Origin of the sequence: Neorhizobium sp. NPDC001467 (assembly GCF_050275975.1) — a bacterium.
Lineage (GTDB): Bacteria > Pseudomonadota > Alphaproteobacteria > Rhizobiales > Rhizobiaceae > Neorhizobium.
Map to the genome: position 1 here is coordinate 534,688 of NZ_JBNNPS010000002.1, position 25,997 is coordinate 560,684.

26 protein-coding genes, 1 tRNA gene and 1 pseudogene are annotated in these 25,997 nt (G+C 59.9%); 15 read left to right on the forward strand and 13 right to left on the reverse strand.

The features are described 5' to 3' along the window. Nucleotides 1–11: 11 nt before the first annotated feature. From ACQKKX_RS07225 to ACQKKX_RS07235, 3 genes are all read left to right on the forward strand, one after another. Entirely contained in the window at nt 12–917 is a 906-nt protein-coding gene (locus ACQKKX_RS07225; protein WP_427569851.1) for a carbohydrate ABC transporter permease, read from the forward strand. Nucleotides 918–1,346: 429 nt separating this feature from the next. Further along, nucleotides 1,347–1,538: a hypothetical protein gene (locus ACQKKX_RS07230; RefSeq protein WP_427569852.1), complete on the forward strand. Its 192-nt coding sequence runs from the start codon at nt 1,347–1,349 to the stop codon at nt 1,536–1,538. Then, the gene (locus ACQKKX_RS07235; RefSeq protein WP_427569853.1) at nt 1,535–1,789 is read left to right on the forward strand and encodes a hypothetical protein; all 255 of its coding nucleotides are present in this window, start codon (nt 1,535–1,537) and stop codon (nt 1,787–1,789) included. The genes ACQKKX_RS07230 and ACQKKX_RS07235 overlap by 4 nt, the downstream gene beginning before the upstream one ends. Before the next feature lie 186 nt (nt 1,790–1,975). Here ACQKKX_RS07235 and ACQKKX_RS07240 read toward each other — a convergent pair whose 3' ends face one another. From ACQKKX_RS07240 to ACQKKX_RS07275, 8 genes are all read right to left on the reverse strand, one after another. Beyond that, entirely contained in the window at nt 1,976–2,353 is a 378-nt protein-coding gene (locus ACQKKX_RS07240) for a hypothetical protein (protein ID WP_427569854.1), read from the reverse strand. 14 nt (nt 2,354–2,367) lie between these two features. After that, entirely contained in the window at nt 2,368–3,273 is a 906-nt protein-coding gene (yghU, locus tag ACQKKX_RS07245; protein WP_427569856.1) for a glutathione-dependent disulfide-bond oxidoreductase, read from the reverse strand. A 129-nt stretch (nt 3,274–3,402) separates the two neighbouring features. Beyond that, nucleotides 3,403–4,809 (reverse strand): mannitol dehydrogenase family protein, encoded by a 1,407-nt coding sequence (locus ACQKKX_RS07250; protein WP_427569857.1) that lies wholly within the window; start codon nt 4,807–4,809, stop codon nt 3,403–3,405. A 3-nt stretch (nt 4,810–4,812) separates the two neighbouring features. Beyond that, a complete protein-coding gene (uxuA, locus tag ACQKKX_RS07255) occupies nt 4,813–6,009 on the reverse strand; it encodes a mannonate dehydratase (protein WP_427569858.1) in 1,197 nt (398 codons plus the stop codon). Nucleotides 6,010–6,079: 70 nt separating this feature from the next. Beyond that, on the reverse strand, nt 6,080–7,486 hold the full coding sequence (locus ACQKKX_RS07260) for a TRAP transporter large permease (RefSeq protein WP_427569860.1): 1,407 nt from the start codon (nt 7,484–7,486) through the stop codon (nt 6,080–6,082). Nucleotides 7,487–7,489: 3 nt separating this feature from the next. Then, nucleotides 7,490–8,068, reverse strand: coding sequence for a TRAP transporter small permease (locus ACQKKX_RS07265; protein WP_427569861.1), 579 nt, complete (start codon nt 8,066–8,068; stop codon nt 7,490–7,492). Between the two features lie 60 nt (nt 8,069–8,128). Continuing rightward, nucleotides 8,129–9,103: a sialic acid TRAP transporter substrate-binding protein SiaP gene (locus ACQKKX_RS07270; RefSeq protein WP_427569862.1), complete on the reverse strand. Its 975-nt coding sequence runs from the start codon at nt 9,101–9,103 to the stop codon at nt 8,129–8,131. Between the two features lie 63 nt (nt 9,104–9,166). After that, entirely contained in the window at nt 9,167–9,877 is a 711-nt protein-coding gene (locus ACQKKX_RS07275; protein ID WP_427569863.1) for a FadR/GntR family transcriptional regulator, read from the reverse strand. A gap of 236 nt (nt 9,878–10,113) precedes the next feature. Between ACQKKX_RS07275 and ACQKKX_RS07280 the strand changes: the two genes are divergently transcribed. Next, nucleotides 10,114–11,298: an alanine racemase gene (locus tag ACQKKX_RS07280; RefSeq protein WP_427569864.1), complete on the forward strand. Its 1,185-nt coding sequence runs from the start codon at nt 10,114–10,116 to the stop codon at nt 11,296–11,298. Nucleotides 11,299–11,529: 231 nt separating this feature from the next. Beyond that, nucleotides 11,530–13,812 (forward strand): TonB-dependent hemoglobin/transferrin/lactoferrin family receptor, encoded by a 2,283-nt coding sequence (locus ACQKKX_RS07285; protein ID WP_427569865.1) that lies wholly within the window; start codon nt 11,530–11,532, stop codon nt 13,810–13,812. A gap of 68 nt (nt 13,813–13,880) precedes the next feature. Here ACQKKX_RS07285 and ACQKKX_RS07290 read toward each other — a convergent pair whose 3' ends face one another. Next, a complete protein-coding gene (locus ACQKKX_RS07290; protein ID WP_427569866.1) occupies nt 13,881–14,318 on the reverse strand; it encodes an Lrp/AsnC family transcriptional regulator in 438 nt (145 codons plus the stop codon). A gap of 116 nt (nt 14,319–14,434) precedes the next feature. On the opposite strand from ACQKKX_RS07290, the gene rocF reads away from it, so the two are divergent. The 3 genes from rocF to ACQKKX_RS07305 all read left to right on the forward strand — a co-directional run bounded on the left by rocF (nt 14,435) and on the right by ACQKKX_RS07305 (nt 16,806). Beyond that, nucleotides 14,435–15,355 (forward strand): arginase, encoded by a 921-nt coding sequence (rocF, locus tag ACQKKX_RS07295; RefSeq protein WP_427569867.1) that lies wholly within the window; start codon nt 14,435–14,437, stop codon nt 15,353–15,355. Continuing rightward, a complete protein-coding gene (locus tag ACQKKX_RS07300; RefSeq protein ID WP_427570114.1) occupies nt 15,352–16,458 on the forward strand; it encodes an ornithine cyclodeaminase in 1,107 nt (368 codons plus the stop codon). Before rocF ends, ACQKKX_RS07300 begins: the two co-directional genes overlap by 4 nt. Nucleotides 16,459–16,596: 138 nt before the next feature. Beyond that, a complete protein-coding gene (locus ACQKKX_RS07305) occupies nt 16,597–16,806 on the forward strand; it encodes a hypothetical protein (protein ID WP_427569868.1) in 210 nt (69 codons plus the stop codon). 30 nt (nt 16,807–16,836) lie between these two features. Here the strand turns inward: ACQKKX_RS07305 and ACQKKX_RS07310 are convergent, their stop codons facing one another. After that, nucleotides 16,837–17,043, reverse strand: a complete 207-nt coding sequence (locus tag ACQKKX_RS07310; RefSeq protein WP_427569869.1) for a hypothetical protein — start codon at nt 17,041–17,043, stop codon at nt 16,837–16,839. A 284-nt stretch (nt 17,044–17,327) separates the two neighbouring features. Here ACQKKX_RS07310 and ACQKKX_RS07315 point away from each other — a divergent pair, with 284 nt between their 5' ends. The 6 genes and pseudogenes from ACQKKX_RS07315 to ACQKKX_RS07340 all read left to right on the forward strand — a co-directional run. After that, entirely contained in the window at nt 17,328–18,161 is an 834-nt protein-coding gene (locus ACQKKX_RS07315; protein WP_427570115.1) for a heme/hemin ABC transporter substrate-binding protein, read from the forward strand. After that, on the forward strand, nt 18,161–19,246 hold the full coding sequence (locus tag ACQKKX_RS07320) for a FecCD family ABC transporter permease (protein ID WP_427569870.1): 1,086 nt from the start codon (nt 18,161–18,163) through the stop codon (nt 19,244–19,246). Before ACQKKX_RS07315 ends, ACQKKX_RS07320 begins: the two co-directional genes overlap by 1 nt. Further along, nucleotides 19,243–20,025, forward strand: a complete 783-nt coding sequence (locus ACQKKX_RS07325; RefSeq protein ID WP_427569871.1) for a heme ABC transporter ATP-binding protein — start codon at nt 19,243–19,245, stop codon at nt 20,023–20,025. The genes ACQKKX_RS07320 and ACQKKX_RS07325 overlap by 4 nt, the downstream gene beginning before the upstream one ends. Nucleotides 20,026–20,316: 291 nt before the next feature. Next, nucleotides 20,317–20,796, forward strand: coding sequence for a copper chaperone PCu(A)C (locus ACQKKX_RS07330; RefSeq protein WP_427569872.1), 480 nt, complete (start codon nt 20,317–20,319; stop codon nt 20,794–20,796). 301 nt (nt 20,797–21,097) lie between these two features. Then, a tRNA-Gln gene (locus ACQKKX_RS07335) sits at nt 21,098–21,172 on the forward strand. A gap of 199 nt (nt 21,173–21,371) precedes the next feature. Beyond that, nucleotides 21,372–21,578 (forward strand): annotated as a pseudogene (locus tag ACQKKX_RS07340) (IS3 family transposase); the annotation flags it as partial. A 182-nt stretch (nt 21,579–21,760) separates the two neighbouring features. Here ACQKKX_RS07340 and ACQKKX_RS07345 read toward each other — a convergent pair. The 3 genes from ACQKKX_RS07345 to ACQKKX_RS07355 form a co-directional block, all read right to left on the reverse strand. After that, nucleotides 21,761–22,987, reverse strand: coding sequence for an amidohydrolase family protein (locus tag ACQKKX_RS07345; protein ID WP_427570116.1), 1,227 nt, complete (start codon nt 22,985–22,987; stop codon nt 21,761–21,763). Nucleotides 22,988–23,036: 49 nt separating this feature from the next. Beyond that, entirely contained in the window at nt 23,037–23,513 is a 477-nt protein-coding gene (locus ACQKKX_RS07350; protein ID WP_427569873.1) for a GAF domain-containing protein, read from the reverse strand. A gap of 69 nt (nt 23,514–23,582) precedes the next feature. Beyond that, a complete protein-coding gene (locus ACQKKX_RS07355) occupies nt 23,583–24,953 on the reverse strand; it encodes an MFS transporter (protein ID WP_427569874.1) in 1,371 nt (456 codons plus the stop codon). Between the two features lie 100 nt (nt 24,954–25,053). Here ACQKKX_RS07355 and ACQKKX_RS07360 point away from each other — a divergent pair, with 100 nt between their 5' ends. Then, nucleotides 25,054–25,977, forward strand: a complete 924-nt coding sequence (locus ACQKKX_RS07360) for a MurR/RpiR family transcriptional regulator (RefSeq protein WP_427569875.1) — start codon at nt 25,054–25,056, stop codon at nt 25,975–25,977. Nucleotides 25,978–25,997 lie beyond the last annotated feature (20 nt).

Consider the following 25,997-nt stretch of genomic DNA (forward strand, 5'->3'; position numbering starts at 1 on the left):
GGGATAAATAGATGAATACGCAAACCACCGCCCGCCCGGCCGCTGATGTTCTGACCGACAATGCCGAAGGCATGAGCTATCTCAACCGCCTGCCCCGACGCGTCGTGACCCTCTACCTGCCGATGGCGGTCTTCACCTTCGTCCTGCTGTTCCCGTTCTACTGGATGGCGATCACGGCGGTAAAACCCAATGAGCAACTCACCGATTACAGCAATTACAGCCCGTTCTGGGTGGTCGGCGCCACGCTCGACCATATCAAATACCTGTTCTTCGAGACATCCTATCCGGGCTGGCTGTGGAACACGATGCTGGTGGCGGTCGGCTCCACCGCGCTGTCACTTGTGGCCTCGGTGCTCGGCGCTTATGCCATCGAGCGCATCCGTTTCACGGGCTCGCGGCAGGTGGGCCTCGTCATCTTTCTCGCCTATCTCATCCCGCCATCGATCCTGTTCATTCCGCTGGCCTTCATCGTCTTCCAGCTGGGATTCTATGACAGTCGTCTGGCGCTGATCTTTACCTATCCCACCTTCCTCATCCCCTTTTGCACCTGGTTGCTGATGGGTTATTTTCGCTCCATCCCGTTCGAACTGGAGGAAAGCGCCCTGGTGGATGGTGCCAGCCGCTGGCAGATTCTCGTGAAAATCATCCTGCCGCTGGCGGTGCCGGGCCTGATTTCGGCCGGCATCTTTGCCTTCACCCTGTCGTGGAACGAGTTCATTTACGCGCTCACCTTCATCCAGTCGTCGGAGAACAAGACGATCCCGGTCGGCGTGTTGACCGAACTGGTGCGGGGCGATGTGTTCGAATGGGGCTCGCTGATGGCGGGCGCGCTGTTCGGCTCGCTGCCGGTGGTGATCCTCTATTCCTTCTTCGTCGATTATTACGTCTCGTCGATGACGGGAGCCGTCAAGGAGTGACCGGCATGGCACAGGCGCAACGGCCGGTTTGGTCGGTCCGGTTGCGGACCGAGCGGGGTATAAATATGGGGTCCCCGGTCTATGTGCCACCGTGTTTCAAACGAGCCGACGAGAGAGATTAACCAACGCTTCGCACCTCTTAGGTATAAAATTCCAAAATTCCTCAATAACGACAAACGTTCGGATTTATTTTCTTCCAAACTTTTATTTTTATTGTGCTTATCGCGATGGCTGCCTAATTTAAGAAAGTATCGCAAGTCGAGAGATGGCCATGATTGCAGCTTATATCAAAGCAGATCGCCGCGCTGGCATCGCCCTTGCTGATCTTACTGCCGCCTGTTGTCTGTTCCCCCTGTCGCGAATGCCGGATGCACCATTCGCATAACTCCAGTGACAGAAACGGAAGGGCCTACGGGCTGAGTGGACAGAATGAACAGGCACGTCATCGAACATTCCGGATTGCCGGTGGGTATCGCCATCGGTCAGGACGACGACTATCGCTTCATCGCTGTCAAATTTCCCGTGATTGACCTTGACGGTCAACGGTTTACGAGTTTGACTGAGCTCAAGGATGCCATCCGTAGGCATCTTGTTCGGAAAAATGGTGCATTGGCAGCATGACCCATATCGACTTGGAAACATCTCGACGCAGTTTTCTGGCGAGGCTTACAAACGGCTTCCGCAAATCCGGCCCACTTCGGGCGCGCGATCTGTTTCGGCTGAGTTCGCTTGCGCTGGTCCTGCTTGGCGCTGCCCTGTTCGCGCTGGGAGCGGTGTGCAGAAGCGCGGCGACGCTTCCCGAATGGGCGGGCATCGCGCCCTTCACCGCCGGCATGGTCATCCTGATTTTTCTGACAGGACGTCATAGCTGAGCGCAAGCCGGTCAACGGCATAGGCGCGCGTCAGGCAGACAGGAATCGAGCGGATAGACCGGCAAACGCTGAGGCTGTGATAGCCAGCGTTCTGACCTCTGACGGAATGGGCGGCATGGTTGCCCATGCCTTCCTCACCTATCGGGTCTGAATCGCGCGACGCGGTGCCCTGACGGGCGCCGTTTCTCAAACTTCGAAAATCTCGTCGAAGGATTCCGGAAAATTCCGGCGCGCGACGCGCTCGTCGATCTGCAGCATCGCCTGATAGGAAAGCGGATCGAAATCCTTGTCGGCGGCCACCACTTCGCGGCCGAACAGGAGGCTGAGACGTGCGGCATCGAGATTACCGCGTTCGAACGGTTCGGCACCGAAGTGATGCCAGAGCGCGTGAAGAAATGCCGCATCGATGCGGTGTTCCTTGGTTCCCGGTCGCGCCTTGCGGGGGATGACCTTCAGCGGTGTTACCCCCTTCGGGTTGGCGCGGCGAATGGTGAACTGAATCCCGGTGCTTGGCATCCCGCCCGGAAAGCCGCGATGTTTGGTCATTTCGGGCAGGTTTGCCATCTCTCAGTCCCTATTCATGTGTTTGCGGCCTTGTCGGCCGTCTTGGTGTCGAAATCGCTGGCGTCGTGACGCTCACGCAACTGTTCGGAAGGCGCGCCGGATGTCCGGTTGACCATGCGGCCGCGCTTCACGGCCGGGCGCGCGAATACCTCCGCCGTCCAGCGTTGCAGGTGCTTGTAGCTCTGAACGTCGAGAAAGTCACCGGCATCGCCATAGACCTGGCCGAGAGCCAGCGTGCCGTACCAGGACCAGATCGCCATATCCGCAATCGAATAGTCTCTTCCGGCCATGAACTGGTTTTCGGCCAGATGGCGATCAAGAACGTCGAGCTGGCGCTTGGTCTCCATGGCATAGCGGTCGATGGCGTATTTGATCTTGATCGGGGCATAGGCATAGAAATGGCCAAAGCCACCGCCAACGAAGGGGGCCGAGCCCATCTGCCAGAACAGCCAGTTCATAGCTTCGGTGCGTGAGCGCAGGTCCGTCGGCAGGAAAGCGCCGAATTTTTCGGCCAGATAGACGAGGATTGAACCGGATTCGAAGATGCGAATCGGCGCGCCGCCACCGCGCGGCTCGCGGTCGAGCAGCGCCGGAATCTTGGAGTTGGGATTGACCTCGACGAATCCGGAACCGAACTGGTCGCCCTCGCCGATATTGATCAGCCACGCGTCATATTCCGCATCGCCATGGCCGGCGGCGAGCAGCTCCTCCAGCATGATGGTGACTTTCACGCCGTTCGGCGTGCCGAGCGAATAAAGCTGCAGCGGATGCTGTCCGACCGGCAAGACCTTGTCATGGGTCGGTCCGGCGATCGGCCGGTTGATACTGGCGAACTGGCCGCCATTGCCCTTCTCCCAGCTCCAGGCCTTGGCCGGCTCATAGCCTGCGGGGAAATTGTCGGCTGGATTTTTTTCAGTCATCGAGACGGTCCTTTGCTTGGATAGCCCATGGCGCACGAGAGACGCTGCACGCTATATAGACAAGAGACCAACCGACAACACAGGTCTAAAAGACCATCCGCCGACAAAAATTTCGCAAGGCTGCCGTGCTCAGCTTTGCCACTGCCGCAGTTCGGCATTCACCCGGCCACGCCATGTTCGGGATTGCGCCAGCATATCGGGAAAAAGGCCGTCGATGAGAAAGAAAGACGCCGAGGGATCGGCGGCATCGACCGCGGCCGCCGCGTGCATGATCTCGTCGCGGCGCGGGTCGCTGCAGTCGCGTTGCCGCATGACGGCCGCGATCCAGGCGGCCACGACAAGCGCAAACTCGGCGGCATCATCTCCGGTGGCAAGAATTTCTGACGCCGGCGCAAAAATGCGTTGCGGCAGTTTCTGGCTGCTGTCGGAAGCAATTTGCGCATTGCGATGGGCAATCGCCGGATTGGCAAAACGCGCGATCAGCTGCTGGGTATAGTCGTCAAGATCGATGCCTGGCACGGGATCGAGCGTCGGCAGGACTGCCTTCATGTGGCGAACGACCATATCCCGCAAGTTCGGCACAGCCATCACGTCACGCACATATTCCAGTCCATGCAACAGGCCGAGATGCGCGATCAGCGTGTGGCTTCCATTGAGCAGCCGCAGCTTCATCTTTTCGTACGGCTCGACATTGTCGACGAACAGCGCGCCACCTGCTTCCCATTGGGGACGACCGGAGACAAATCGATCTTCGATCACCCATTGCATGAAAGGTTCGGTTTCGATCGCAAGCGCATCCTCGACGCCCAGCAGTTTTTGTGCACGAGTGCGTGTCTCCTCCGTGGCGGCCGGCACGATACGGTCGACCATGCTGGAGGGGAACGCCGCGTTATCTTTGATCCAGCCGGCCAGTCCGGGATCACGCCGCTCGGCCATTTCCAGGACGAGGCGCTGAACGATATGGCCGTTGGTGGGAAGATTGTCGCAGCAGAGCACGGTATAGGGCAGCAGGCCACCTGCCCTGCGCAGAGCCAGACCCTCGACCAGAAAGCCGAGCACGCCAACCGGGTCGTGCGGATTGGCAAGATCGGCCGCGACAGCCGGATGGGCGACATCCAATCCGCCGGTCACCGGATCGAGCCCATAGGCCTTTTCCGAAACCGTCAGAGTGACGATGCGGGTTTCTTCGCTGGACAAAAGATCGAGCACGCCCGAACGATCTTGCGCGGCGCATAGGCAGCCCACCGTCGCACCGATCACTTCCGCCGTATCGTCCCCTTCCCCGCGCACGATAACGGAAAACAGGCCATTCTGTTCTTCCATCGCAGCGACCGGTTCCGGCGAGCGAAGATTGACCGCCACGATGCCCCAAGGACCGAATGTGCGTTCCAGCGCGCGCTGGGTGAAGACAGCCTGATGGGCGCGGTGGAAGGCACCAAGCCCGATATGCACGATGCCGTGGTTTAGCGCCGCACGATCATAGTCCGGAGCCTTCACGCCTTCAGGCAGGGTGGTCGAGGATGAAAGCCGTGCCATGGTTCACCGCATGCCGTATTGCGCGTGGGATAGCGTGCGTTCAATACCGCGCAGTTCGGCCAGCCCCTTCAGGCGGCCGATGGCAGGGTAGCCCGGCTGCGCGCCACGCCTCACGTCGTCCAGAATTTCCTGACCGTGGTCCGGGCGCATCGGGATTTCGTGATCCTCCCGGCCTTCGTCGCGACGGCGTTTTTCTTCCCGTAGCAGCGCGGCAATGACGGCTACCATGTCCGTGCCGCCCTCGAGATGTTCGTCCTCGTAGAAGGAGCATGGAAGGCTGTCGTCGTCACGCGTGACGTTACGCAGATGCACGAAATGGATCCGCGACGCAAAGCGCTCGACGATTGCCGGCAGGTCGTTGTCCGCACGCGCGCCGAGCGAACCTGAGCACAGCGTCATGCCATTGGCGCGACTGTCGACCATGTCGAGGATATAGGCGTAATCGGCCTGCGTCGAGAGAATGCGCGGCAAACCGAGCAGCGGCCACGGCGGGTCATCCGGATGCGCGCAGATATTGATATTGACCTGCTCGGCAACCGGCACCACTTCGGCAAGAAAATCAACAAGGTGCGTTTGCAGCTTTTGTGTCGTGATGCCCTGATAGGTCCGCAGCTTTTCCAGCAACTGGTCAAGCGTGTAGCCGTCCGCCGAACCGGGCAGACCGGCACCTATATTGCGGCCGAGCGCCGCGATCTTTTCGTCGTTCATTTCCGAAAAACGGCGGCCTGCCGCGTCCTGCAAGCTTTCCGGGTAGTCGGAGGCGGCATCGGGCCGTTTGAGGATATGGATATCGAAGGCGACGAAATCTGAAAGGTCGAAGCGCATGGCCCTCGCCGCATGCCGCGTTTCCCAACGCAGGTCGGTGCGCGTCCAGTCGAGCACCGGCATGAAATTGTAGCAGACCGTGCGGATGCCGCTGTCGGAAAGGCGGCGCAGCGTTTCCTTCCAGTTGTCGACATGGGTGCGCCAGTCTCCCGTCTGGGTCTTCACGTCTTCGGACACCGGCACGCTTTCCACCACATCCCAGAACAGGCCGCCGGCCTTGATCTCGGCATGGCGTTTCGCGATTTCATCCACCGGCCAGACGTCACCGGTCGGAATGTGGTGGAGCGCACTGACAATGCCTCTCGCGCCTGCCTGCGCCGCGTCCTGGACGGTCACCTTGTCGACCGGGCCAAACCATCGCCATGTATGTCTCATGCGTCTTTTTCCTCAATATCAGCAAGGTCGGATCGGAGTGGCCCGCGCTCATTGGCGCGGGCATGGTGGATCAGCGGATCAGCCCCATCTCGGTCGGCAGCCAAAGCGTGATGGCGGGGATGAACGTGATCAGCACCAGTGCGATCAACAACGGCACGAGCCAGGGCAGGATCGCCATGGTCGTGCGCTCCACCGACAGCTTGGCGACACGCGACAGAACGAACAGCACCATGCCGAGTGGCGGATGCAGAAGGCCAATCATCAGGTTGAGCGTCATGATCAGTCCGAAATGGACCGGATCGATGTCGAACTGCAGCACGATCGGCAGCAGGATCGGTACGAGAATGGTGATTGCAGCGATCGTATCCAGAAAGCAGCCGACGAACAGCATCAGCAGATTGACGAGGATCAGGAAAATCCACTTGCTGTCGGTAAGGCCGGTGATTGCCGTCGACAGGAGCTGGGCCGTCTGGCTGACGGTCAGCAGCCACGCGAAGACAGAGGCAGCCGCCACGATGAACAGAACCGACGCCGTCGTTTCGATCGTGTCGAACGTCGCCTTTGCGAGCGTCTTCAGCGTCATGGTGCGATAGCGCACAAGGCCGAGGAACAGCGACCAGAGGACGGCGGCGACCGCCGCTTCGGTCGGCGTGAACCAGCCCATGGTCATTCCGCCAATCAGGATGACCGGCGTCATCAGCGCCATGACCGCGGAGAAGTCGAAATACCAGTCGCAGGCGATCAGGACGGCGAGCGCGACGATAATCGCAATATTCAGCGACAATCCGACGAGGGTGAGCAGATAGATGCCCACTGGCACCGCCATGACGATGACCACTTCGAGCGAGGCGCCGAAGAGGTTGCGAATGCTGAACGGTGTATCCGACCCCCAACGCTTCACATAGGCGAAGATCGCGACCGTCACCATCATCAGCACGGTCATGACGACGCCGGGAACGATGCCCGCCATGAAAAGCGCACCGATCGAGACATTGGCCATCATGCCGTAGATGACGAAAGGCAGGGAGGGGGGGAAGATCGGCCCGAGTGTTGCGGATGCGGCCGTCACGCCAACGGCAGCTTCCACCGGATAACCGTGATCCTTCATGGCCTTGATCTCGATCGTGCCAATGCCTGCAGCGTCAGCCAGGGCGGTTCCCGACATGCCGGAAAACACCACCGAGCCGATGATATTGACCTGCGCGAGGCCGCCTTTCATCCACCCCACAAGCGCGACCGCAAAGGAGTAGATGCGCCCGGTAACGCCAGCAATATTCATCAGATTGCCGGCGAGGATGAAGAAGGGAACGGCGAGCAGCGGAAAACTTTCGACACCGGCAATCAGGCGCTGCGCGGCGATGATATCGGGCGCGACACCGTAAAACACGATGTAAAGCAGCGAAGATGTGGCCATGGAAACGGCGACAGGCAGGCCGAGCACCATCAGAAGTAGAAAGGAACCGATAAGAAGAAGCATGGATCAGACCTCGGCATGCTGAAATTCTTCGGGACGTTCCAGCACCGAATAGCCACGGCGCATATTGGCCACGAACACCTGGATGGAACGCAGCAGCATCAGAACGAACGCCGCAAGAACGGTGTAGAAGACGATGTTGCGCGGGAGCTGGACCGTGACCATTTCCTCGTCCGCAACGATTTCCAAGTAGCGCCACATCAACCATGACCCGTAGGCGAAGAAACCGATGCGGATCACATCGACCAGCGTCGCCATGACGCGTGTCACTGTCGGCGGCAGATAGTGATAGAGAACGTCGACCTGGATGTGCCGCGACATGCGAACACAGGCGACCGAACCAAGAAAGACCACGCCGATCAGGCAGTTGACGGCAATTTCCTCAGTCCACGCATAGCTGTTGTTCAGCACATAGCGCGTGAAGAATTGCAGGAAGACGCAGGCGGTCATCCCCCAAAACAGACCGAGCGTCACCCAGTCCTCGAAAGCATAGGCTTTCAGGTTAACTTCGACCGGCGCTTCGTCGAACGTATGGGCAAGCTCCTCAGGCGTAACCTGAGTATGAATTTCCGGCTGCGTTGACATGGTTTCATCCCGTTGCTGAGAGGATGGCGCGGCCGCCCCGGGAAGCCGCGCCGGACGCCGTTACTTGATGGCGCGAATGGCTTCCCAGTCGGACTTGTTGTAGCCGAACTCCTCGAACGTCACCTTTTCGAGCACGGTCTTTTCGAAATCCGCCTTGTCGACGTCGACGACATTGAGGCCGCGATTCTTGAAGTCGTCGACCAGCTTGTTTTCACGCTCCTCGATGATCTTCGTCGAGCGTTCGGCAGCCTCGAGCATCACCTCGGTGAAGATCTTCTTGTCTTCATCGGAAAGGCTTGCCCAGCGGCTCTTGGAAATGACCGTATTGAGGTGGTCAACGATATGGCCGGTCAGAACGATATTCTTCTGCACTTCGAAGAATTTCTTGGCTTCGATCGTGGTCAGTGGGTTTTCTTGCGCGTCCACCGTGCCGTTCTGCAGCGCCAGATAGACTTCGGCAAAAGCGATCGGTGTGGTGTTGGCGCCGCAGGCGCGCGGCATGGCGAGATAGGCGGGAACGTCCGGCACGCGCATCTTCACGCCCTTAAGGTCGCCGCAGTTTGCGATCGGCTTGTTCGAGGTCGTATGACGCGTGCCGTAATAGCTGACGGCGGTGATGACGTTGCCGGTCTTGTCCTCATAGCCCTTGGCGAGACGCTTGAAGACGTCGCTCTTGGTATAGGCGATCAAATGAGCCGGATCGCGGAAGATATAGGGAAAATAGGTCACGCCGATCGGTTTGTAATCGCGCGAGGCAAAGCTGGAGCCGGAGATGATGATATCGACCGTGCCGAGCTTGAGGCCCTGGTTGATATCAGCTTCCTTGCCCAGCTGCGATGCCGGAAAAACGTCGATCTTGTAGCGATTATTGGTCCGCTTGGCGATTTCCTCGGCCGCCCAGACGGATTCCGTGTGGAACGGTTCGGACGTCTCGTAGACATGCGCCCATTTCAGCGCCGTCTGTGCCTGCGCCGTCAACGACGATGCAAGAACGATGGTTGCTGCTCCCAGCAGCGTTGTGAACCTGAATGTCATGCTCTCCTCCCGAGTTAATTCCAGATTTGCATTATCGAAATCCGCCGCCTCCTCGCGGCCGGATCAGTCTTCCCGTGACGGCTCCTCGCCGAAGCTTTCAGAGAAACGTTTCTGCGAGCGGGTCAGGTGCTCGCGCATGGCGCGGCGCGCAGCCTCCGGGTCAGCGGCGGCGATCGCATCGCGAATGACCCCATGCTCCTCCAGCGCCAGCTGCCATGTATGCGGACCCTCGAAATAGCTGGCGAGCTTAGCGAAATATGGGGAAAGACGGCGGTCGTAGATCAGACCGGTAAAACGGTTGAGCGCGGAATTGCCGATAATGTCGGCAATCGCCGTGTGGAAGGCTCGGTCGATGCCGAGCGCCTGATGCGAATTCTCGAGCGATCCAGCCATTTCAGCCAGCAGTTCGTCGAGCACGATAAGGTGCTCCGGGCGGCGGACCCGCGCGGCTTCTTCGGCAATCGCGCTCTCGATCAGGCAGCGGGCCTGCAGAAGCTCGAAGGGCCCATCGCTATCGTCCGCGGGAAGCAGGGCTTGAAGCTGCGGCTTTCGGTTCACGTAGACGCCGGACCCCATGCGGATCTGGATAAGCCCCTCGACCTCCAGCACGATCAATGCCTCACGCACGGTGGGACGGGACACGGCCAGCCGTTCCGCAAGCTCGCGCTCTGCGGGAAGACGCTCGCCTGCCGGCAGCTCTCCCGTTTCGATAAGCGCACGCAGCTGTTCCGCGACCTGCCGGTAAAGGCGGCGCGGCTCCAAGGCCACAAACATTGATATCCTCCGGGCGCCGACAGTTCCTCCTCCGCGACGCTTGCGGTCAGATTGTCTGACCAATTTGCGGATGTCAACATGGCAAAACGGTCGCAAGCCAAAACGATCGCGGTGATGATCACTGGTCTCCCACGGTGAGATCACGGAGGGATGCGGATGGCGTAAGAGGTCCCGGCGCGGTAAGACTTGGCCTATACAATCAATCGCCGCCCGTTCCCCACATTCTGCAGGTTTCCATGACAGGCACGCGCCATGACACCGAGATAGTCGGTCTCGATCTTTCCACCCGCTTTCGTGGTTTCGACAAATTGCGCAGGCCCTGCGTCGTCATCGACGAAGCGGTGCTGCAAGACAATATCGATGAAATGGTTGCGCGGATCGCCGGCCGGGCGGCGCTGCACCCACACATCAAGACCCACAAGTCTCTGGAGATCGCCCGCATGCAGCGGCAGGCCGGTGCCGCCGGCTTCACCGCGGCGCGTCCTTACGAAGCGGCGATGCTGTTGCGCGACGGGCTTTTCCCGGTAACACTCGCCTATCCGCTTCTCGATCCGCTCACGATCGCTACGCTGTTGAGGGAGGCCGCGGATGCAGCGGATATCCGGTTCATTGCAGACAGCCTTGCCACCGTCGAGGCTCTGATCGCCGGATCAAGACAGGCCGGGCGACCGGCGACCGCCTTCATGAAGGTCGATGTCGGCCTCCACCGCTGCGGCGTCGATCCCGACTCACGAACCGCGCTTGACGTGGCGGCTGCGATTGCCGGCTGCAGCGATCTCCGTCTCGCGGGGCTTCTTTCCCATGCCGGCCACGCCTATGGCGCCGGCACGCCGGTAGGCATTGCCGAGATCGCGGCAAGCGAACGCTCCATCATGACGACGATGCGCCGCCGCCTTGAGCATACCGGCATCGCGGTGCCCTGCCTGTCCATAGGCAGCACGCCGACGCTGGTCAGCAATGACGGCTTCGAGGGCATAGACGAGGTCCGTCCCGGCAATTACGTATTCTACGATCTGACAGCAGTGCGGCTGGGGCTCGTGGCCCGCAACCGGCTGGCGCTCGGCGTCGCCGCGCAGATCGTGTCCGTCAATGCCAATTACGCCATCGCCAATGTGGGGTCGAAGACCCTGTCCTCAGACCTTGGCGCCCACGGCACGTCGGCCACGAAAACCTTTGGCGAGGCGTGGATGATCGGTCGTGATAGCCCGCTTGCCGTTGCCAAACTCTCCGAAGAGCATGCGTTTCTCGAACTGCAAGGTGGCGCGCCGGCCGTTGGAACGGCTGTTTTGATCCTCCCCAACCATGCCTGCCCGGTGGCAAATCTGAGCGGAGGCATGGTGGTCCTCGGCGGAGCGGACCGGCCTGTGCGGGACATGTCGGTGGAGGGTTTCATAGGCAACGCTGCGACGAGGCTTCCATAAGCCAATTTCGACAAGCCCGGTTCATTCGAACGCGCTGATACATGGTGGAAAAGTAACAGTTATTCGCTCAACGATAAAGTTGACTATTTCGCTCAGATTCAAACTTGACTCATCCCCACAGGATTTTCTAGGTAGGCTTAGATTTCCGGCGGGGAAATTCAGTTTTGATTTTGGGGGCATGATATGCGGTCAAGAAAATTTACGTCGCGTCTTCTCATCTGCAGCACGGCCATGGTGCCACTGATCGCGGCAACGGCGACCGCCTACGGGCAGACACCGGTGCAGCAGGACGAGACGCAGTTGGAGGCGATCGTCGTTCAGGGCCAGAACAGCGGCGTATCTGCGGCGCCGGCTTCGCCGCTGACCCAACGCACCGACCGGGTCGTCATTCAGCAGCGCATGGTCACGGATTTCCGGGATTTTGCGCGGCGCGTGGATGCCGGTGTCAATTTCAACAGCCAGACAAACAGCGTCAACCTGCGCGGCCTCCAGAACGACCGCGTCCTGACGACGATTGACGGCATTCGCGTGCCGTGGCTGACCGATCCGCGTGATTCCGCCCGCGGCGGTATCAATTCCTTCGATTTCGACAGTCTGTCGGCCGTCGACATCACCAAGGGGGCCGATTCCAGCCGTTACGGCTCCGGCGCACTGGGCGGCGTCGTGGAATTGCGCACGCTCAATCCCGAAGACCTGATTGACGGTAAGAAGAACTGGGGCGCGCTGGTCAAGAGCACCTATGACAGCGGTGATGAGAGTTGGGGCAACAATGCCGCGATCGCCGGTCGTTTCAACGATACCTGGCTCATGATCCAGGGTGGTTACAAGAAGGGCCACGAAACCGACAACGAGGGCACGATCGGCGGCGCGACCTCCGCCCGTACACAAGCCAATCCCGCTGATCTCGACCAGAAGAACATGCTGGTGAAGATGCACCAGTATCTCGACGGCGGCCACCGCTTCGGCTTGACCGGCGAGATTTTCAATCGCGACGAGGATATCGACAACCTGCGCGGCACCGGCACCAGCTATCAGCCGGGCTCACTGAAATCCGGTGAGGAGGTCGATCGCAAGCGCGTCTCCGCCTCATACGATTTCATCTCGCCAGACAATACCGACATGCTGGATCAGGCGAACATCGTCGCCTATTGGCAGAAACAGACCTTGAACAACACCACGGACGGTTTCCGCCTGCGCGATGCCCGTGGCGACCTGCCTGCCATTCCCGCCATTCCACGCATCCGTTATCCCGGGACCGCCAGTGGCGCTGATCTGTTTTACGGCCCTCCCTTCGGCGTCTACCAGCGTGACAACGAGCTGGAACAGACGAGCTACGGCCTGAGCGGCAATGCCTCAAAGAAGGTCGACCTCGGCGGCTTGTCGCATACGTTCCGGTTCGGGGGCGAAATCTACTGGCAGGATACGCACCAGTATTCGGCAGGTGTCGACAATTGCCCAGACGTCGACTGGTCGACGATCCCGCAATATCTTTTCCCGGGCAACAGCACGCCCGGCCCGCAAAGCTGCCGCATGCTGCACTCCAACTCCTCCGACATGCCCGACGTCGACAGCTTCACCTTCGGCATGTATGTCGAGGACGACGTCAAGTTCTTCGATGACCGCCTGACGATCACGCCCGGCCTTCGTTTTGACTATTACGAGCACAAGCCGAAGAACACCGCCGCCTATCAGGGCAGCCCGCTTTTCGATGCCGACTATCTCGAAGGCACCAGCGATTCGCGCTTCTCTCCCAAGCTGCGCGCCGGTTGGAAGGCGACCAGCGAGCTCGAGCTTTTTGCGCAATGGTCGCAAGGCTTCCGCGCGCCGAGCGCTACCGAACTTTATCAGACCTACGGCGCGCCCGGCTCCTATGCCCGTATCGGCAATCCCGACCTGAAAACCGAGACCAGCAACGGTTTTGAATTCGGCGCCAATTACAGGGCGACGGATTTCAGCCTCTCGGCGACCGTCTTCAACAACTATTACCGCAACTTCATCGACCAGATCACACTGGCCCCTCCTGGCGGGGAATTCCCGATCGGCGGCGTTCTCGGATACGCCAATCTCAACCGCGTACGCATCTACGGCATCGAACTGGCTGGCGAATGGCAGTTTGCCGACAACTGGCGCACCTGGGGTTCACTCGCCTGGTCGCATGGCAAGGACACGGATACCGACAGCTATCTGAATTCGGTAGCACCGCTTCGCGCCATTGCCGGACTTGGATACGCGACCGACACATGGGGTACGGACGTGTCCCTGACCATGGCAGCGGCTCGTAACAAGACCAGTGAGACCGGTTTCAAGGCTCCGGGCTACGGTCTCGTGGATGCAACGGTCTGGTGGGAGCCGGAACAGCTCGAAGGTTTGAAGATCCAGGCGGGCGTCTTCAATGTCTTCGACAAGAAGTATTACAATGCGATCGACGTTCCCGACGGAACGACGCTTGCGAGCCGCGACTTCTTCAGTGAAACCGGTCGCTCCTTCCGCGTCTCGGTCACCAAGAAGTTCTAACATTCTTCAGGTGTAACGGCTTGGCCGGCCCGCAGCATGCGCGGCCGGCCAATTTTGTTCCCTAAATCTCAAAGCCGCGCCTTCGTGCTTCTCGGCGTGGCAAGCAGCAGGTTCGTCTCGCTGGCCGTGATCCCCGGCAGAAGCCTGATCCGCCGCAGCACGCTGTCGAAGTCGGCAAGCGTGGCCGTGCCCAGTTCGACGATCAGATCCCAGCGGCCGTTCGTGGTGTGGATTTCCGAAATCTCCGGAAAACCGCCCAGAGCCTGGATCACGCTGTCAGCGACACGTCCCTCGATCTCCACCATCATGATTCCGCGCACCGGCAGGTCCACCGTGTCGGCCCGCAGGATGACGGTATAGCCGATAATGCTGCCGGTCCGCTCCAGCTTTTCCATGCGGGCGCGAACGGTCGCGCGCGATGTTTTCAGGTCGGCGGCAAGATCGGATATGCTGCGTCGGGCGTCGTGACGCAAAAGCGTTACCAGTCTGTGATCGAATTCGTCCATGCGCAGATTGATAGATCAAGCCGCCGAAATGAAAAGGTCCTTTGTCATTTTTGGCAAATCTTTCTCTTCAATCTGCCACCCCGCCATGATCTTTTTCGAACAAACGGAGTTATATCATGCAGTGCAGATTGATCGGTATCCCGCTTCAGGACGGCGCTTCCCGGCTTGGCTGCGAAATGGGGCCCAGCGCCTTGCGCGTGGCCGGCATCCGGGCTTCGCTAGAGGGACTCGGTCACGAGGTCACGGATATCGGCAACGTAGTGATCGATGAGGTCTCCGATCTGCACCATCCCAATCCCGCCCTGCGCAACCTGCCGCAGATCGCCGCCTGGACCACGTTGTTGAGCGAGGTTGCCTATCGCGAAAGCGGCAAGGGCATGCCGATCTTCATGGGCGGCGACCATGCGCTTTCGGCCGGCACGGTTGCAGGCGTTGCCCGCCGCGCGGCCGAACAGGGTCGTCCCCTCTTTGTCCTGTGGCTCGATGCCCATACGGACTTTCACTCGCTCGACAGCACGACCAGTGGCAATCTTCATGGTTTGCCGGTAGCCTATTATACCGGGCGCGCCGGCTTTGACGGCTATTTTCCGCCGCTTTCGCATCCGGTCGATCCAGCCCATGTCTGCATGCTCGGCATTCGCAGCGTCGACAAGGCCGAGCGGGAAGCCCTGAATCAGACACCGATCACGGTTCACGACATGCGCGTGATCGATGAACATGGCGTGGCCGTATTGCTTCGACGGTTCCTGCAGGGTGTGGAGGCGGCCAATGGTCTGCTGCATGTGAGCCTCGACGTCGACTTTCTCGACCCTGCGATTGCGCCGGCAGTGGGCACCACGGTTCCGGGCGGCGCCACGTTTCGTGAGGCCCATCTGGTGATGGAAATGCTTCACGACAGCGGTCTCGTCAGCAGTCTAGACCTTGTCGAACTCAACCCCTTCCTCGACGAGCGGGGACGCACCGCCACGCTTCTCGTCGATCTGACCGCAAGCCTGATGGGCCGCACCGTGATGGATCGCCCGACCCGGAGTTACTGATGCCGCCCAAGCTCAACATCGTTCCGTTCGTCAGTGTCGAGGCCATGATGGACCTCGTGCTGACAACAGGCACAGAAACCTTTCTGCGGGAATTGGCGGCCTATGTCGAAGCCGACTTCCGCCGCTGGGACATGTTCGACAAGGTGGCCCGGATCGCATCGCATTCACGCGACGGTGTGATCGAACTGATGCCGGTAAGCGACGGCCGGTTCTACGCCTTCAAATATGTCAACGGCCATCCGAAGAACACGCGCAGCGGACGCCAGACTGTCGCAGCCTTTGGCGTGCTGTCGGATGTCGAAAGCGGATATCCATTGCTTCTGTCGGAAATGACGATCCTGACAGCGCTGCGCACCGCCGCCACCTCAGCCATCGCCGCCAAATATCTCGCACCCGGCGGAGCAAGGACGATGGCGCTGATCGGCAACGGCGCTCAAAGCGAGTTTCAGGCGCTGGCCTTCAAGGTGTTGCTCGGGATCGACACGCTCAGGCTCTACGATCTCGATCCCTGCGCAACGCAGCGCTGCCGCAACAATCTCTCGAAGTTCGGCATGACCATCATCGCGTGCCGGTCCGCCGAAGAGGCGGTCGAAGGCGCCCAGATCATCACAACGGCAACGGCCGACAAACGAAATGCGACCATCCTGACCGACAATATGGTCGGACCCGGCGTGCACATCAATGCCGTGGGAGGCGATGCACCCGGCAAAACGGAGCTGCATCACGACATCCTGCTTCGATCCTCGATCTTCGTGGAATACCCACCGCAGACGCGCGTCGAAGGCGAAATCCAGCAGTTGAACGCAGATCATCCCGTCACCGAATTGTGGCGGGTGGTGACCGGCGAAAAAGCCGGCCGTGACAGTGATGACCAGATCACGCTGTTCGACAGTGTGGGCTTTGCAACGGAAGACTTTTCGGCCCTGCGCTATGTTCATGACAAGTTGCGCGCCGGCGGCGGTTTCGACACACTCGATCTGGTGGCGGATCCGGACGAGCCGCGCGATCTCTTCGGCATGCTGCTGCGCCATGCAGCCCATAAAGACGAGGCGCTGATCCGGCTCAGATCATCGACTTCAGGCTCCGGGACGACAGGCGGCTGAGACGCACGGGATCGATCGATCCGGCGGCTGGACCTTGCGCCGACCAGCAAGAGAAGATAGCGCGTACGCACTACAAAACGCGCCGGGGCTTTATGGCCCTCAAAGTCTCAACGAAAGATGAACCGGGAAGAAATCTTCATGGAAACCGTGACCATCGAGACCCGTGCCGATTTTGCCCAATGGGCGATCGAAAGGGCACGTGCCATCGTTGCCGACCAGGGCGGCAACCTCGCGCTCGCCGCACGCGACCTGCAGGACGACAAGATTGCCGAAACCGGCAATGCGCTCGGTCAGGCCATTGTCGATGCGTTGCTCGAAGTATTCGACGGCCTGGCACCGGAAGACTGATCTGACCGCTTGTCTCGGGCTGGCAAGAGACTAAGAAGAATGACGAATCGAGCCGCTGCCGGCGTCGATCTGCCGCCATAGAATATCGACGGCATTGCACCAGCCATCAGGCAGCAAGCCACTTATCGAGTCCGGCCATTCGGCCTTGCCCGATGCATCGACATATCCCAGGCAGTCGCAGCATCCGTCATCCTCGAAATGGAGGTAGGCCAGCCGGCCGGTAACGAGCGCTTCCATTGGACGCCACATGGGAACTCCTGATCTGCGTAACAAGGCGCCAAGAATGACCGACGACGCTTGCGCCGATCTGGTGACGGCAAAGTGATCTTGCCGTATGGGCTTTGACGCCGCCGTCCACCCGCCATCCCGGCAACATTTGCCACCTGCTTCTTGCAATACGCATAAACTTGAGTATCAGTGTCAATATTGCAGCCAGCCCGTTCACACTGGCGGCCGGAAAGGGCATTGTCGTGGTTTCTCGTCATCTTCTCTCTATCGTGTCGCTCGGATTGCTTGCCGTCATGACGACCGTCATGCCGTCGCTTGCCGCCGATAAAGGCAATCCCGACGCACGGCGTATCGTTTCGATTGGTGGGACGATCACGGAAATTCTCTACGATCTCGGCGCCCAGGACCGCATCGTGGCGCGCGATTCCACAAGTTTTTACCCCCAGGACGCGATGTCCAAGCCCGATGTCGGATACATGCGGGCGCTGTCCGCCGAGGGTATTCTTGGCCAGAGGCCGGATTTGATCCTGATGGAGGAAGGGTCGGGGCCGCCACCGGTAATCGATATCCTCAAGGCCAGCGAAGTCCCAATGGTGGTTGTGCCAACGCCGCCACGCGCTGACAAGATTGGTCAAAAGATCCGTGACGTGGGTGCTGCGGTCGGCCTGTCGGCGAAAGCGGAGGAGCTTGCAGTGAGGACCGAGGCGGACCTCAGGGCACTTGCGGCGGATATTGCCGGGATCAAAGCGGACAGGAAGAAGGTGCTGTTCGTGCTCTCGCTGTCCAACGGTCGCGTCATGGCCGGCGGTGCCGATACCGAGGCCGGCGCCATCATCGAGCTGGCTGGTGCGACCAATGCTGCACCTCAGATCAACGGCTACAAGCCGCTTTCCGACGAAGCGGTCATCGCGGCCAGACCCGACGTCATTCTCTCCATGGTCCGGGGCGACCATGCGATCACACCGGACAAGGTGTTTGCGCTGCCTTCGATGCAGACGACGCCGGCTGCGGAAAACAAGGCGCTGATTTCGATGGATGGACTGCTCCTGCTCGGCTTTGGTCCGCGAACGCCGCAGGCGGCCCGCACCCTTGCGGCGCAAATCTATCCCGGCGAGATCAGCCAGTGATGCGGACGCTCTCCCTGCCGTTTAGGACAACGGTCGAAGGCGACCGCAGCCGGCAGGGTTTCGCCGTCATGGCGGGCCTAGTTGTCCTGCTTGCGGCGTCGTGCCTGATATCGCTTGGCGTTGGGCCGACCGGGGTCGGCCTTGGCGATCTATGGTCCTACCTTGCCGGCGACGCCGATCGCCTGACGACGCAGGAACGCGTCATTCTCGAAGCCGTGCGTCTGCCGCGCACGGCGCTCGGCCTGCTCGTTGGGGCCGGACTGGCGGTATCCGGCGCAATGATGCAGGGGCTTTTCCGCAATCCGCTGGCCGACCCGGGCATTGTCGGCGTCACAGCCGGCGCCGGCCTTGCCGCAGTAGCGGCCATCGTGCTCGGCAATGGCATCCTGGCGCCGGTCGCGCTTCTGCTCGGCAGCCATTTCTTGCCGCTCATGGCGTTTTTCGGCGGCCTCCTCAACACCTGGGCTCTCTACCTGATCGCCACCCGCGACGGCCGCACCTCGACGACCGCACTCATCCTGTGCGGTATTGCCATCGGCGCGTTGACGGCGGCGATCATGGGCCTGCTGATCGTCATGGCCGATGACAGGCAGTTGCGCGACATCACGTTCTGGAGCCTCGGATCGCTCGGCGGCGCCACGTTCGCAAGGATGTTTTCCATCCTGCCCTTCATCGCAGCCGTTCTCGTCATCATCCCCTTCGTCGCGCGAGGACTGGATGCCCTCGTTCTCGGCGACGCGGCCGCCTTTCACATGGGCATTCCGGTCCAAAGACTTAAAAAGGTCGTCATCATCGCGGTAGCCGCCGCCTGCGGCGCAACGGTTGCGGTGGCCGGCTCGATCGGCTTCGTCGGCATCGTTGTGCCGCATCTGCTGCGGCTGCTCATGGGACCGTCGCACCGGTTCCTGCTTCCCGGTTCGGCGCTTGGCGGCGGCGCTCTTCTCCTGATCGCCGACAGCGTTGCGCGCACGGTCGCCGCACCGGCAGAACTGCCAATCGGCGTGATAACCGCGCTGTTCGGCGCCCCGGTTTTCCTGTTTCTGCTGCTCGGCCGGAACGGATTTAGCACGCGGGACCTGTCATGATCGTCGCGCAGGACATCACCGTCACCCGCGGTCGCCGCAACCTCGTCCAGTCGGTCGACATCGCCCTTAGGCCCGGCTGTTTCACCGTCGTTATCGGACCCAACGGGGCTGGCAAATCCACGCTGATGAAGGTTCTGTCCGGCGAGCTGCGGCCGGATGCCGGACATGTCTCCTACCATGGGAAACATTTAGACCTTTGTCGTCCGGAAGAGCTTGCACGGTGTCGGGCGGTGCTGCCGCAGGCAACACAGCTGGCTTTCCCTTTCAGCGCGCTCGAGATCGCCCGGATGGGCGCGGTTGCGCATGGCGCGCTCGATCCCGACCAGCAGGCGCGCAAGGCTCTGGTCCGGGTGGGGCTGCAGGGCTTCGAAGGGCGTCCCTATCCCTCTCTCTCAGGCGGCGAACAGCAGCGTGTGCAGTTCGCCCGCGCTCTGGCACAAGTGCCGAATGCGGTCAGCGATGGCGTGGCGAACGCCCTTTTTCTGGACGAGCCGACGGCAAGTCTCGATCTGGGCCATCAGATTTCGGTTCTGGAAATTGCCCGGGATTTTGCATCGGCGGGCGGCATCGTGCTTGCCATCCTGCACGATCTCAACCTGGCAGCAGAATTTGCCGATCACCTGGTGGTTCTCGATCATGGCAAGGTGGTAGAGGCAGGGCCCTGCATGGACACGATCACCGACGCGGTGATCGCCAAGGTCTACGGCATAGCCGGCGCCGTGGGCCGCCTGCCCGCCCTGCACCTACCGTATGTATTGCCGCAATCGAGGCATCGCTGAGCGGGAATGGGATGGGCCGGCCTGCACCCAAAGCGGGTCGTACGAGCGGTAGGTGAGCGATGTTGCCGCCGTGGCCTCTTGTGTCCGCAGCTCGAAAACCTGTCCCTGCCTGAGGCGTCAGATAGTCCCGCTGTGCCTCGCGTTCTCGGTGACAATATGCCAGCTTTGTGGCATTGACGTTCGATCAAGCGGATCCGGCGTCGCGTGGAACAGAAGGCCCGGTTTGGGCTGGCGCCGTCCTCGAGCGAGGCACGGCTACCGAGCCGCCCGGGCGCATCGATTGGAAGAACCATGAAGAGCAAGACCCAAGCTTTGTTTGTCCTCCTGGCCCTGTTGACGGTCAGCCCAGCTGCAGCGCATGACTATGCGGTCGGCCAGATCGAGATAGGCCACCCCTATGCCCGCGCCATGGTGCCGGTCGCCAAAGTTGGCGGCGGCTACCTCAAGATCACCAATAAAGGCCCCGCCGATCGGCTTTTAAGTGCCACGTCGGACCGCGCCGGCAGCGTCGAATTTCACACGATGAAGATGAACGGCACCGTCATGGAAATGCGCGCGCTGCCAAGCGGCATCGCCGTTCCTGCCAATGCCACGATCGAACTCAAGCCGGGCGCCGACCACGTGATGTTCATGAATGTTGCAAAACCCTTCCGCCAGGGGGAGACGATAAGGGCCACGCTCCTGTTCGAAAGGGCGGGGCGTGTCGATGTTGAATTCACAGTCGGCCCGTTGGCTGCCGGCAAGGGCATGGACCATGCCGAGGAACGATAGCGCGGCATAGCCGTCCGTGCTCGAGCCCAACCCGCGCAGGCCGTCTCCCGCCCGAGAACCGAACATGTCAGGCGATTGCACCCTTTGCGACGTGCATGCTTGACCGCCATGGCCCATGCCTGGACAGGCGGCGACGGAGACCATCCTCCGGATGACCTGCCCGGTTAGACCCGCACCGGGGAGACGGTGCTTAAAAAAAGCGCGACCCTGCGGATTGCCGAGGCGAGAAAGCTTTGCTAAGGGGTGGCTCCGTTTCGACCGGTCCTGTCTTTCCATGTTTGCGAAGATGCCGGATCGATGGTGGGGCGTCGCCAAGCGGTAAGGCACCGGTTTTTGGTACCGGCATTCCCAGGTTCGAATCCTGGCGCCCCAGCCACGCTTCTTTTCAAGCCTAGAATTCAGGTTTTCCGGCGTTTTCGCTTAGCTTGGAATCGAAGTTCAGGCGCTGTCTTACAGGATTGTCTTACAAGACGTCTGACACGAGCGTCTTACTGCAAGGCCGCCAGATCCTGCTCACCCTTCACAAGGGGTTTAGCATGGTAGCTGCGCCGCAATAGCATCCTGATCTCTATGTCGGGAAAGGCGATTGTTACGATAATGCCATGGTCGACACGTTCTTCAAGACATTGGAATTAGAGCCGATCTGGAGAACCGTCTACCAGACACGCAAGCAGGCGAAAATCGCCATTGCCCGATACATCGATGGCTTCTACGATCCCGCAAGGCGGCACTCGGCGCTTGACTACCGGAGCCCCGCACAGTTCGAGAGACTGGCCGCTTGAACTGAAATCGCCTCTCCACTTTTTCGTAGCAAGTCCAGTCACTCGCCAAGCCGCGTAAACAAAGATCATTTCCCATTTTAGATGAGGACGATCCTTGCTGCGCATGGTAGGTGATCGATGCGAGCCATGATGATGTTGAGGCTCGCATCTAATGTAACAAGATCGCTGCCGGATCTGTACTGCTACTGTCCCTTAACGACCTTTCCGTCCTTGATGATGTAGGGCATATGCCTGCCCTGACCTGTCAGCAATGATAGGTCGTCCAGCGGATTGCCATCGACAACGATGAGATCAGCGAAGGCTCCAGCGGCGATCGTTCCGAGCCGGCCCTCGTAGCCAAGCGCCTTGGCCGCATCGAGTGTCGCCGACCGGATGACGTCTGCCGCCGGCAGGTGTTCTCCGCGAAGGACGAACTCCTCGGACTGGTGCTCATGCATCTCGCCAAGAAGATCCGTACCATAAATCATCGTTACGCCCGCTTCATGAAGGGTCCTCAGCGCCTTGAAACCCGCACTCCGAACATCTTCAATCTTAGCGACGGAGACCGGCGGCAGGCCGAGCGAGGCACCATCCTTGGCCAGACGGTCATAGACGATATTGGTCGGAACCACGAAGGCACCACGCTCCTTCGCCAGTTTGGCGGTTTCCGGTGTGATCAGGTTGCCATGCTCGATGGACAGCACGCCGCATTCGATGGCACGACGGATTGCCGCATCGGTGTAGAGGTGGGCAGAGACATAGGTCTGCGCATTTTCAGCCTCTTCAACTGCCGCCAGCAGTTCTTCCCTCGAAAACCCAAGATTAGCGATCGGATCAGTCGGGGAGGATACGCCGCCATTTGCCATCAGCTTGATGAATTGCGCCCCACCCTTGATTTCCTCGCGGGCGGCGCGACGCACTTCATCCACGCCGTCACATACACGCCCCAATGCTCCAAGCTGGTCCGGATAATGCTCGACGGAACGGCGATTGAAACGGCCACGATAGTCGGTATGCCCACCGGTCTGCGACAGAGCCTTGCCGCAGATGATCAGGCGCGGACCGATTATCGCCCCCTCCTCCAAAGCTACTACCAGGCCGTGATCGGCACCGCCGAGATCGCGCACCGTGGTAAAACCGCGCATCAACATGGCCTTCATGATGTTGGCGGAACGCAGAGCCACAAGCGAATTCGGCAGATCGGCATTGGCTCCAAGATCCAGCTTCGTGGCGATCACATGAACGTGCCCGTCGATCAGGCCCGGCATGACGATCTTGCCGGCCAGATCGATGACGCTTTCGGCCCGCGCTTGCAGATCCTTGCCGACTTCGACGAAGAGATTATCTCGGATGAGGATATCGACCGGATCCGTCGGCGTGTCGCTCGAACCATCGACCAAACGAGCGTTTTTCAGGAGAATTGTTGACATCATCACAAACTTTCACTCGGAATTCTGGAAGTGAGATCGGGGCATGACCTCATGCGCAGGCTGCTCCCTGCAGGAAATAGGGAACGAGCCAAGGCGCAAAGGTTTCAACCTTTGCCAGACCTTCCTCGTCGTAACCACCAGGGCGATGCGTGAGATTGATCGTACCGATGCAGGCATCGTTAAACACGACGGGGACATTGATCTGCGTGCCCCCGCCAAGGCTGGCAATAAGCTCGTGATCAAAGAAGGCCCATTTCAGGCCGTCCATGTCCTTAGCAAGAAAGCTCTTCTTTTCGTCAATGACATGTCTGCCCCATGGAGTATCGCCCATCGGCTTGCGCCCAGAGACGGGATAATGCTCGATATCGGAGGAATAGATGCGCACGACTTCTTCGCCCTCAACCGCCAGCAGAGTAAACAGGACGTGGCCGACTTCCTGCTGAAACAGCTCATCAAGCGCCTGGAAAAAGGGGGCCGGCTGGCCGGGCTTTTGCATCGCCTCGTAAAGACGTTTCTCATGCTGCATTGCAAATATCCTTTGTAACAGTGGGAGCGGCTTGGGCCGCTCCCCAAACGCGGATCACCGAGATCCATCTCAGTTTCTGCTGGTGGAAAACTCTTCCGCTTCGATTTCCTCGAGCGAACGGTTCTTGGTGGGAATGCCGAGCAGGAGAACAGACAGCGCGCCGACGAAAAGAATAACTGTCGTCATGCCGAACACGCCCGCAAATCCGCCGACTGGATAAACTGCACCAACCAGGATAGGGGCTGCGATACCACCGACACGGCCGATAGCCGATGCTGTTCCGACGCCGGTTGCGCGGATGCGGGTGGGAAACACTTCCGGCGTATAGGCATATTCGCCGGCGGCTACGCCGTTGATGAAGAAGGACAGCGTCATGGCGAGGGCGATCACCTGCATGTCACTGGAAGCGAAAGCCAACGACAGCGCGGCGGCGGCTGCAAGAGCCATGTAAAGGACGATCGTGTAAGGGCGGCCGATCTTTTCGCAGAACCAGGCGGCCGAGAAATAGCCAGGGATCTGCGCGGCAAAAATCAGGATAGAGAAGGAGAAGCTCTTGGTCATCGTCATGCCGCGCTCGACCAAAAGGCTCGGGATCCAGGTCATGAAGGCATAGATGCTGAAGGTGACGGAGACCCACAGAAGCCATGTCATGATCGTAATGCGCAGGAAGCGTGGCGAAAGCAGAGTCTTGAAATTGGCTAGGAGTGACGTGTTGGGAGCGGAGGTGACGGTTGGAGCCGGAGCTACGGGCGGCAAGGCCACGCCACGAGCCGCATAATCCTGTTCGATTACCGTAACGATAGCGTTGGCTTCGTCGTGACGCCCCTGGCTTTCCAGCCAGCGTGGGGATTCGGTAAGGCCTCGGCGCCACCATAAAACGATGATCACCGGCATTGCCGTGACGATCAGGGCGTAACGCCATCCGTTGTCGGATGCCGGTACGAGAAGATAGCCGAGAACGGCAGAAATCACGAAACCGAATGAGAAGAAGGCGGCGAGCGATGCCGTGAAACGTCCGCGATATTTCGCACCAACGAATTCGGACAGGAATGGCGCAATAATGGCTGCTTCAGCACCCATGCCGATGCCACCAATGACACGCAAAGCGAAGAACTGGTGCCAATCGTTGACGGCCGCGCCAGCGAGACTTGCAAGGCAGAACAGTACCAGCGCCCACAACATGACGTTCTTGCGGCCGTAACGATCGCCAATCGCGCCGGCAACCAGGGCGCCAATCAGAAATCCGACATAAGTGCTACTGGCCAGATAACCGACCTGAAGGCTGGTCAATTGCCATTGCGCCCGCAGAGCCGGAAGCAGAAAGGCGATGATGCCGGCATCCCAGGCCTCGAACATGTAACCAAGCCCGCCCATCATCAGCAGCTTGTATTGGAAGCGGCCGACCGGCAGCCGCTCAAGTCTCGCAGCAGTATTATACATTTATGTTCCCCGACATATGATATGACCGCCCTCCACCCATTTAGCGGGCACAGGCGCGCTATTTTGTCGCGCAACATTTTTTGCATGGAGTTTCGTTAATATGCAATATGCAAAAAACGCTGCAGCTGCTTTTGCAGTATCGCTGGAGGACTGGCTCCGCGATCTCGACGAGAAACACTCCCTCACTCCCGCTGCACATGAAGTCGTTCAGGCTGTCATCATTGATCCTCGCCATGCATCGTTTGCGTCTGCCGCCGACCTTGCAAAACAGGCTAATGTCAACGTTGCAACAATCACGCGAACAGCACAAAACCTGGGTTTCTCGGGTTGGCCGGAGCTGAGGCAGGAAATCCGCGCCCGCTTCATGAGCAAGCTGTCAGCGCCCGAGGTCAGCGTCGTCCACCAGCAAGAAACCGGGAGTGATCGACCATTCGATGCGGCTCTGAATCGTCAACTCGAACAGCTGTCGGCACTACGCCGGCGTACAGACAGACAGACTGTTCGCGACGTTGCAAAGCTTATTGCAAACGGGAGGCGCCGCATCGTGATCGGGTCAGGAAGCTTCGCCTCGATCGCCAACATTCTCGCGCATCACGCGACACTCTGCGGTTACAGGATGGAGTTGGCGACGGATGGCGTGGCGATCGCCAATGCATTGGGTGACGTCAAGGAAGGTGATGTCGTCGTTATCGTCACTTTCTGGCGCCTCTACAACTCGGCGATCAGAGCGGCACAGCAGGCCAAGGCAAAAGGCGCGGCAACCTGCATCATTACCGACGCTGCAGTCGACGCTCTGGCAGGAGTTGCAGACCACCTTCTCCTGGCACCCGCAGAAAGCACGTCCTTCTATGCCACCATTCTTCCAGCCATCAGCCTTGTGGAGGGCATATCGGCAGAACTGGGCGCGATCAACCCAGAGATGAGCGGGCGCTCCATATCGAATTTCGAGGAGCAGTGGCAGGACCAAGACCTGCTGTTCACTCGTACAGCACCCATGGCAGGGAAACCCTTCGATCCAGTTTAACCAGAGGAGCCCCCGGCCGG